Source organism: Nocardia abscessus NBRC 100374, from assembly GCF_000308455.1.
Classification (GTDB): Bacteria; Actinomycetota; Actinomycetes; order Mycobacteriales; family Mycobacteriaceae; genus Nocardia; species Nocardia abscessus.
The window spans coordinates 44,955-53,500 of sequence record NZ_BAFP01000120.1; the positions used below are offsets into that span (position 1 = coordinate 44,955).

General features: G+C 69.7%; 7 protein-coding genes. 6 read left to right on the top strand and 1 reads right to left on the bottom strand.

Translation table 11 applies throughout. The features are described from left to right. Positions 1-40 precede the first annotated feature (40 nt). The 5 genes from ON19_RS24910 to ON19_RS24930 all read left to right on the top strand — a co-directional run bounded on the left by ON19_RS24910 (position 41) and on the right by ON19_RS24930 (position 6,311). On the top strand, positions 41-1,390 hold the full coding sequence (locus ON19_RS24910; RefSeq protein WP_043697737.1) for an alanine racemase: 1,350 nt from the start codon (positions 41-43) through the stop codon (positions 1,388-1,390). Between the two features lie 34 nt (positions 1,391-1,424). After that, positions 1,425-2,456: a PLP-dependent cysteine synthase family protein gene (locus ON19_RS24915; protein ID WP_043697739.1), complete on the top strand. Its 1,032-nt coding sequence runs from the start codon at positions 1,425-1,427 to the stop codon at positions 2,454-2,456. A 73-nt stretch (positions 2,457-2,529) separates the two neighbouring features. Further along, complete coding sequence (locus ON19_RS24920) at positions 2,530-3,933, top strand: MATE family efflux transporter (RefSeq protein WP_043697741.1); 1,404 nt, start codon at positions 2,530-2,532, stop codon at positions 3,931-3,933. Positions 3,934-4,105: 172 nt separating this feature from the next. Then, entirely contained in the window at positions 4,106-5,194 is a 1,089-nt protein-coding gene (locus ON19_RS24925) for a glycerol dehydrogenase (protein ID WP_043697743.1), read from the top strand. A gap of 163 nt (positions 5,195-5,357) precedes the next feature. Then, positions 5,358-6,311: a phosphodiesterase gene (locus ON19_RS24930; protein ID WP_043697745.1), complete on the top strand. Its 954-nt coding sequence runs from the start codon at positions 5,358-5,360 to the stop codon at positions 6,309-6,311. On the opposite strand, the gene ON19_RS24935 is transcribed toward ON19_RS24930, so the two are convergent. After that, positions 6,259-7,722, bottom strand: coding sequence for a stealth family protein (locus tag ON19_RS24935; RefSeq protein WP_043697747.1), 1,464 nt, complete (start codon positions 7,720-7,722; stop codon positions 6,259-6,261). The two genes, ON19_RS24930 and ON19_RS24935, sit on opposite strands and share 53 nt — an antisense overlap. 504 nt (positions 7,723-8,226) lie before the next feature. Here ON19_RS24935 and ON19_RS24940 point away from each other — a divergent pair. Next, the coding region (locus ON19_RS24940) for a flavodoxin domain-containing protein (RefSeq protein WP_043697774.1) at positions 8,227-8,546 on the top strand (320 nt) is incomplete at its 3' end.

An 8,546-nucleotide genomic window follows, 5' to 3' on the forward strand; every position in this document is an offset into this window, starting at 1 on the left:
ACGGAGGCGACCGGTGGACCTAGAACACGCGAGCATCGCCATGGAACCGAAGGCGGACGCGCACGATGCGATCGGCGCGTCCCCGATGCCCGCGCATCTCGATCCGTGGGAGCGCCGCCTGCTCGCCGATCCGTCCCTGCTGGGCGACCTCGCCTTCGCGATGGGCGGCCCGTTCCATGTGATGTACCCGGAGCGGGTGGCGCACAACATCCGCGCCTTCCACGCCGCCTTCACCCACGCCGGCGTGCACGGCACGATCTACTACGGCAAGAAGGCGAACAAGGCCGCGTGCGTCGCGCGAGCGTGCGCGGAACACGGTGCGGGCGTGGACGTCGCCAGCGTCGGCGAGCTGACCGCCGCGCTGGCGCAGGGCGTGCGCGGCGACGAGTTCATGGTCACCGGACCGGCCAAGGCGGACGAGCTGCTCTGGCTGGCCGCCAGGCACGGTTCGCTGATCGCCGTGGACGACCTCGGTGAGCTGGGCAGACTCGCCGCGCTCACGGCGCGGGACGCGCCCGCGCGCGTGCTGATCCGCGTGCTGCCCGCGGCCTCGGCCAGCCGGTTCGGCATGACCTCCGGCGAGATCGAGGACGCGCTCGCGGTCTGCGGCAGGCACGATTCGATCCGGCTGGAGGGCTTCAGTTTCCACCTGTCCGGCTACGACGCGGTGGCGCGCGCGGAACTCGCGGGCGCGCTGATCGCCCGCTGTCTGCACGCGCGCACCCTGGGGCATCCGGCGACCACCGTGTCGATCGGTGGGGGCTTCGGCGTCGACTACGTGGCGGCGGAGGCCGCGATGGAGTTCACCGAAGGCGTGGGCAGGCAGTGGTTCCACTCCGGGAAGTCCTTCGATTCCTATTATCCGTACCACTTTCCGGCGCCGGGTGCGGCCATGCTCGCCCAGATCCTCGACCACGAGGACCTCGCCGGACGGCTGCGCGACAACGCCGTGCGCCTGGCGATCGAACCGGGACGCGCGCTGCTCGCCCACGCGGGGTGCACCGTCTTCCGCGTCCAGGGCAGCAAGACCAGGCATGCGCACGGCAAGCCCTACCGGTTGCTCACCGTCGACGGCACCAGCCTCAGCCTCTCGGAGCAGTGGTTCGACAGCGAGTACCTGCCCGATCCGCTGCTGTGGCCCGCGCGGCCGGGCTCCGTCACACCGACCAGCGTCGGCGCGGCCACCTGCCTGGACTCCGACATGCTCAGCTGGCGCCGGGTGCCGCTGCCCCGCCCCGCCGAGGTCGGCGATCTGCTGATCTACCCGAATACCGCCGGTTATCAAATGGATTCGAACGAGTCCGCCTTTCACGACCTGCCCATCCCACCGAAAGTCGTGCTGCACGACGCGCCCGGCGACCGCTTCCGCTGGACCCGCGACGGCAGCTGAGCCCGACTTCCCCGACACGAACCAGGAGATAGCAATGCCGCTCGTCACGCGCGTGACGGATCTGATCGGTCGCACGCCGCTGTTCGAGCTCGCGGCCACCGCGACAGGCACCCGCTTATTACTGAAACTCGAGCAGTTCAACCCGACCGGCGCGGCCAAGATCCGGATGGCGCGCGAGATGGTGCTCGACGCCGAGCGTCGCGGTTTGCTGCGCAGTGGCGGACATATCATCGAGTCCACGTCCGGGAACACCGGGCTCGGCCTCGCGGTAGTTGCCGCCGAACGTGGGTATCGCTTCACCGCAGTGGTCGACCATCACGCATGTAAGGACAAACTGCGCGCGATGCGGGCAATGGGTGCGGAACTGGTGTACGTCGCCGACGAGGGCGACGACAACCTGGCCACCTCGGCACGGGAGGACCTCGCCGAGGCGATGGCGGCCGAGCGCGACGACGCGTTCTTCACCGAACAGCACAACAACGACGCCAACGCGGTGGGCTACTACGCGGTGGCCGAGGAATTGCTCGAAGACGTCGAGCGGGTCGACATCCTGCTCTCGGCGGTGGGTACCGGCGGTTCGCTGTTCGGCACCGCCACCCGGCTGCGCCAGCTCGGCTGCGTCCCCTACGTGATCGGCGTCGAGCCGGTCGGCTCGATCGCCTTCGGCGGGCCGGGCGGCCCGTACTGGCAGTCGGGCACCGGCACCCCGTCGGGGGCCACCATCGGTACGGCGGTGGACTACTCGCTGCTGGACGAAGGCGTCAAGGTCACCGACGTCGCGGCGTTCGCGACCGCGCGCGCCGTGGCGGCCGAACTGGGCCTGATGATCGGCGGCTCGGCGGGCGGGTCGGTGCACGCCGCGCTCACCCGGCTCGAGGAGTTCCCGCCGGGCTCCACCGTGGTCACCATCGTGTGCGACGGCGGGGAGAAGTACTTGGACACGGTGTTCGACGACGAATGGATGATCGAACGCGACCTGCTCGACGCCGCTGCCGAACGCGAGGTCGCGGACATGCTGCGGCGCTACACGCCCGCCGCCCGGAACACATTGGTGGAGGTGCGGTGAGTCCCGGACGCTCGTACGGCGCGGCGCTGCCCCCGCGCGGGGCGACCCGCACGCCATCTGCGAAGGAGGACCGGTGATCTTGACGAGCTTCCGCGGCGACGGCGGGCGGCTCACCGCCCTCGCGACGCCGATCGCACTGACCCAGCTGGCCCAGATCGCGGTTTCCACCACCAACATCGCGCTGATGGGCACGCTCGGCGTGCGGCAGGTGGCCGCGGGCGGGCTGGCGATCGTGCTGTTCAACCAGATCCGCACCATGTGCGTCGGGTTGATCACCGGCAGCGGCAACCAGATCGCCACCGCGGTGAGCGCGGCGGGCAAGCGCGGCGACTCCCCGGATCCCGAGATCCGCGAGCTGCTGCGGTCGAGCTTCGCGATCGCCACCGTCGCCGGGCTCGTCGGCGGCGCGTTGCTGATCGGGCTCGGCTGGGTGCTGCCCTGGCTCGGGCAGGACCCCGGAGTGCTCGCCGACGCCCGTCCGCTGATGGTGGCGCTCGCGCCCGGCCTGCTGCCCTGCCTGTGGTTCCAGGTGCTGCGCCAGTACACCGTGGGCATGCAGCGCCCGCAGGCGCTGTTGCTGGTGACGCTGGGTTCGGTGGTACTGAACCTGCTGCTGGCCCTCGGCTTCATCCACGGCAAGGCCGGACTGCCCGAACTCGGACTCACCGGTATCGGCGTCGCCACCTCGCTGGTGTTCCTGATCACCTTCGGCGTGTTCTGGGCGATGGTGTGGCGCGACCAGGAACTCGGCCGAACGCTTCCGATGACCCCGCTGCCGGTGCGCTGGACGACGATTCGCGCCGAGTTGAAGCTGGGCACGCCGATCGCGCTGACCTACGGCTCCGAGGCGGGCATGTTCTCGGTGCTCGCCCTCGTCATGGGCAGCATCGGACCGGCGGCGCTGGCCGCGCACAACGTCGTCTACCAGATCATCTACATCGTCTTCCAGGTCGCGATCGGCCTGTCGCACGGAGCGTCGATCCTGGTCAGCCACGCGGTGGCCCGGGACGAGCACCCGCACGCCCGCGCGCTGGCCTGGCTCGCGCTGCGCCATGCCGCGGTGATCGCTGCGGTGACGGCCGCGGTGTACGTGGTCGCGCCGGACCTGGTGCTGCGCCCGTTCCTGGAGTCGTCGGACACCGACACCCTCCGGGTCGCGCACACTCTGCTGCTGATCGGCATCGTGCTGCAGTTCTTCGACGCCGCCCAGAACATCGGCACCGGCCTGCTGCGCGGCCTCAAGGCGACCAACGCGGGCTTCCGGCTGTCGCTGATCGGCTACTGGGGCGTCGGCCTGCCGGTCGCCCTGCTGCTGGCCTACCCGGCCGGCCTCGGCGCCGCAGGCGTCTGGTGGGGCCTCACCGCGGGCCTGGCCACCACCGCGGTCCTCATGCTGCGCCGCTACTTCGCGCTGCTCGACGGCATGGAGCGGGACCGCCCGCGCCTGCTCCCGGAAACCCTCACCACCCCGAGCTGACCGGGTCGCGGACGCGTCGTACGCCATCGTGCGGCGCGGTCCCGTGGCCCCGCCCGCCGCGCGGCGAGTTCATCGACCATGTCCGCGAAATGCCGCGCGTCACGTAGCGTTGAGGTGTCGTCGGACTGAGATGGCGCGTGCGATTCGCAGCCCTCGGATCGGGAGGTGCCAGGTGCTGAGCGTGTTCTCCTCACCGGGACATTACGTGCAGGGCCGGGACGCCACCGCCGCGCTCGGCGCCGAGATGACCCGGCTCGGCATCGGCGGACCGGTGCTCATCGTGTGCGGCTCCAGCGCTTTCCGGCTGCTCGCCGGCACCTGGGAGCGCACGCTGACAGATGCGAAGATCGCCTATTCGATCCACCTGTCCGGCGGGGAATGCAGCAGGGCGGAGATCGCCCGGATCGCCCATGCCGTCGAAGAGACCGGCAGCACGGTCGTCCTCGGCGCGGGCGGCGGCAAGGTGCTCGACGCCGCGCGCGCGGTCGCCGACGATCTCGACCTGCCGATGATCAGCTGCCCGAGCACCGCCTCCAGCGACGCGCCGTGCAGCGCGTTGTCGGTGATCTACACCGAGGCGGGCGAGTTCGAGGCGTACCAGCTGGTCCGGCGGAATCCGGCGCTGGTGCTGGTGGACACCTCGGTCGTCGCGCAGGCACCGGCCAGGCTGCTCGCCGCGGGCATGGGCGATGCCCTGGCCACCTGGTTCGAGGCGCGCACGTGCAGCGTCGCGCAGGTGCGCAACATGCGCGGCGGCGCGTCCACGCGCAGCGCCACCGCGCTGGCCGAACTGTGTTACCGCACCCTGCTCGCCGACGGCGCGCAGGCGCTGGCCGCCGTTCGCGGCCACAGCGTCACACCCGCGCTGGAGCGCGTGGTCGAGGCCAACACCCTGCTGTCGGGGCTCGGTTTCGAATCGTCCGGGCTGGCCGCCGCGCACGCGGTGCACAACGGCCTCACCGCCGCCGCACAGACCCACCCGTTCCTGCACGGCGAGAAGGTCGCCTTCGGCACCCTCACCCAACTGGTCCTGGAAGGCGCGCCCACGTCCGAGATCGACGTGGTGGTCGATTTCTGCGCCGAGATGGGCCTGCCGACCACGCTCGCCGCATTGGGGCTGGCCGACGCCGACGACGAGACGCTCTCGGCCATCGCGCACCGGGCGACCGCTCCGGGCGAGACGATCCACAACGAACCCTTCACGGTGAACGCCGCGATGGTGGTAGACGCCCTGCGCACCGCTGACGCCCTCGGACAGTGACGAAAACCACTCCGGCCTGCGTTTGCCCAGCGTTCGACACCGAAACCTCACCTTCCCGCAAGCGTGTCTTCATCAACCGTCGGGAAACCTGTCCGTAACCGCCGCTATCGTGGCGACGGAGCCAAGCCAATGGCGGGCAAACCGCCAGGAGGGATTCGGTCCGGTGTCCATCACCAGAGTCGCGGAGTACCCGCGTCCGGATCACGTGTTGTTCCACTTCAGCGACACACATCTCATCGCGGGCGACGACCCCCTGTACGGCGATGTCGACGCCGACCTGCGGTTACGCCAACTGCTCGAGCAGGCCGCGGCGAGCCGGATCCGCCCGACCGCGATCGTGTTCACCGGCGACCTCACCGATCGGGGCGAGCCCGCCGCGTACGCCAAGCTGAAGTCGATCGTCGAGCCGTTCGCGAGAAATTTACAGGCGCCCATCGTCTGGGTCACCGGCAACCACGACGACCGCGCCGCGCTGCGCGCCCGCCTGCTCGGCGAGTACCCCACGACATCCCCGCTGGACCGGGTGCACCTGATCGACGGGCTGCGCATCATCTCCTTGGACACCTCGGTTCCCGGGCACCACCACGGGGAGATCTCCGACGCCCAGCTGGAGTGGCTGCGCTCGGTGCTGGCCGAGCCCGCGCCCTTCGGCACCATCCTGGCCATGCACCATCCGCCGGTGCCGTGCGTGGTCGACCTCGCCGTCACCGTGGAACTGCGGGACCAGCGCAGGCTGGCCGACGTGCTGGACGGCAGCGACGTGCGCGCCATCCTCGCCGGACACCTCCATTTCTCCACCAGCGCGACCTTCGCGGGCATCCCGGTCTCGGTGGCGTCGGCCACCTGCTACAGCCAGGATCTCGGCGTGGCGCAGGGCGGCCTACGCGGACAGGACGGCGCGCAGGCCTTCAACTACGTGCACATCTACCCGGACACCGTGGTGCACTCGGTGGTGCCCATCGAGCGCGGCCGCACGGTCGGCGCCCCCGCCACGCCGGAGGAGGCGCAGCAGCGGCTCGCGGAGGAGGGCATCGTGATCCCGCCCGCCGCGCGCATCCCGCACGTCATGCGGCGCCCGGCGTCGACTGCGGAATCGGACGACGAGGCGGTCTACTGAGCCCCTCCCACGGCGCCGGCTCCGGGTAGTACCCGGCCAGGAACTCGGAGACGATCCGCACCCGCTCGGACTCGGCGACCTCGGGGAAACTGCCGTCGTTGAGGCAGAAGAAGTCGACGTCGCGATGGCGCGCCAGCCCGTCCAGCATGGCCAGGCCGTTGTAGCTGGTCGTGTCGACGTAACGCACTTTCGCCGTCTCCTGCGGCACCGCTCGACCGGTCAACAGGGCGTAGTAGTGATACAGCGAGTTGGTGACCGAGATGTCGGTGGCCGCCCGGAACCGGCTCGCGCTCGTGCGCGCGAAATCCGCGGCGAATTCCTCTTCCATCTCCAGCAGTACGCTGCGCCGCAGCGGCGCGGGCGTGTGCTCCAGATGCCGGGTGATGACGTGACCGAAGCGGTCGGCCAGCAGCGCCCGGTTCACCCGCGCGGCGTTCTCGAAACCACTGCGCCGCTCATGGTTGCTTCCCGGCCCGATCCGCAGGTCCGCTTCGATGAACCGGCTCACCCCGCCCGGGGTGAAGAACATCGACGGACGCACCGGCCGCGCGAAGAACATGTCGTCGTTGGAGTAGAGGAAGTGCTCGCTGAGCCCCTCGATGTGCTGCAACTGGCATTCCACCGCGTGCGAATTGAACACCGGCAAGCCGCTCACGTCGCGGAAGTGGTCCACCGCGCGCACCACGGTCACCTTCGGATGCGCGGTCAGCCAGTCCGGCGGCGTGGAGTCGGTCGCGATGAAGATCCGGCGAATCCACGGCGCGTTCTTGTACACCGACCGCAGGGCGTACTTCAGTTCATCGATCTGCCGGATCCTGGCGTCCGCGTCGTCACCTTCCCCGACCACGACCTGGGCCAGCATCCCGGCGCGGCGGGCGCGGAATGCGGGGTCGGAGCCGTCCACCCAGGAGAACACCAGGTCGATGTCGAAACCGACGTCGCCGGTCTGCGGCGCGAACATGTCCGCCAGGGTGGGCCAGGTCCGGTCGAACAGCCGCACCTGTGTGGGCTGGACGTCGGCGAGGTCGAAGACCGGGCGGGTCAGCGCGTTCGGGCGCGGGCAGGTCACCGTGTCGCCGTGGTACTCCCACAGTTCCAGCTCGACGTGATGCGCGGGATCGTGGTCGCGCCCGAGCCGGAATACGTTGTGCTGCAATTCCATACAGGAGAATCCCGCCGACATCGCGGCGGCGGTCACCCGGCGCACCATCGGGCGATGCGCCGCGTCGGCCGCGAGCACGAGCCGGTGCCCGCTGTCGCGCACGAGCAGGAACGGCACCTCCGCCGCCGCCAGTTCCGCGCGCAGGTACCCGAGATCCTCGATCATCGCCGCGGACACGGCGAGATTGCTCACCATGTGCCGCGTCACCATTTCCACCGCCCCCGAATTCACTGCTCCCCTGTCCACCATCACTGTCTCCACATCCGTCTGTCCGCCGGTTTCCGATTACGTCCGGGGCACCGCGCCGAGCCGTGATTCCGCCGATGCCGAGACATCGACAGAGATGACCGCGCCCGGCGCGGTGACATTCAGAAATGGGGAAGGGTGCCGAAGCGGGGGTGCGAATTGATCACCCGGCATGCAGACGACTGGTGGACCATTTCGTATTCACCTCACTCACGGCCGGACGCGCGAAGCGTCATGGATGGAAGCGCTGCACTCGTGCGGTACTCGAAGGGCACGGGCGGCAGCCGCGGAGCCGGACAGTCATCGGCCGGCGAAAGTGGTCTGCCCAGAAAATACCGGGCACCTCTACGAATGATGCAACGCGCTGGAGATTCCGTCAATCGGCGCTGCTGAACTGCTCATGCCCTTCCGCTGCCGCTGACCCCGTGCGGACGGCCGGGGCGTGGCACACCGCGGGCTACATAGTTAGGATAGGCTCACCATATTGACTGGAGAAAGGTTGTGCCGGTGCGTGTCATCATCCTGTTCGGAACCGAGATGGGCACCGCGGAGTCCGCGGCGAACAGCATCGCCGGAGAACTCCGCGGGGCGCACGACGTCTCGGTGCACGACATGACGGACTTCGACATCGCGGATCTGGACCCGCGCCACTTCCACGTCGTCGTGTGCTCGACCTACGGCGACGGCGACCTGCCGACCGGCGCCGAACCCTTCTACGACGCCCTCGACCGCCACCGCCCGGATTTGCGCGGCCTGCGGTTCGCCGTGTTCGGGCTCGGCGACACCGTCTACGGCGACACGTTCAATCGCGGCGGCGAGATCATCGC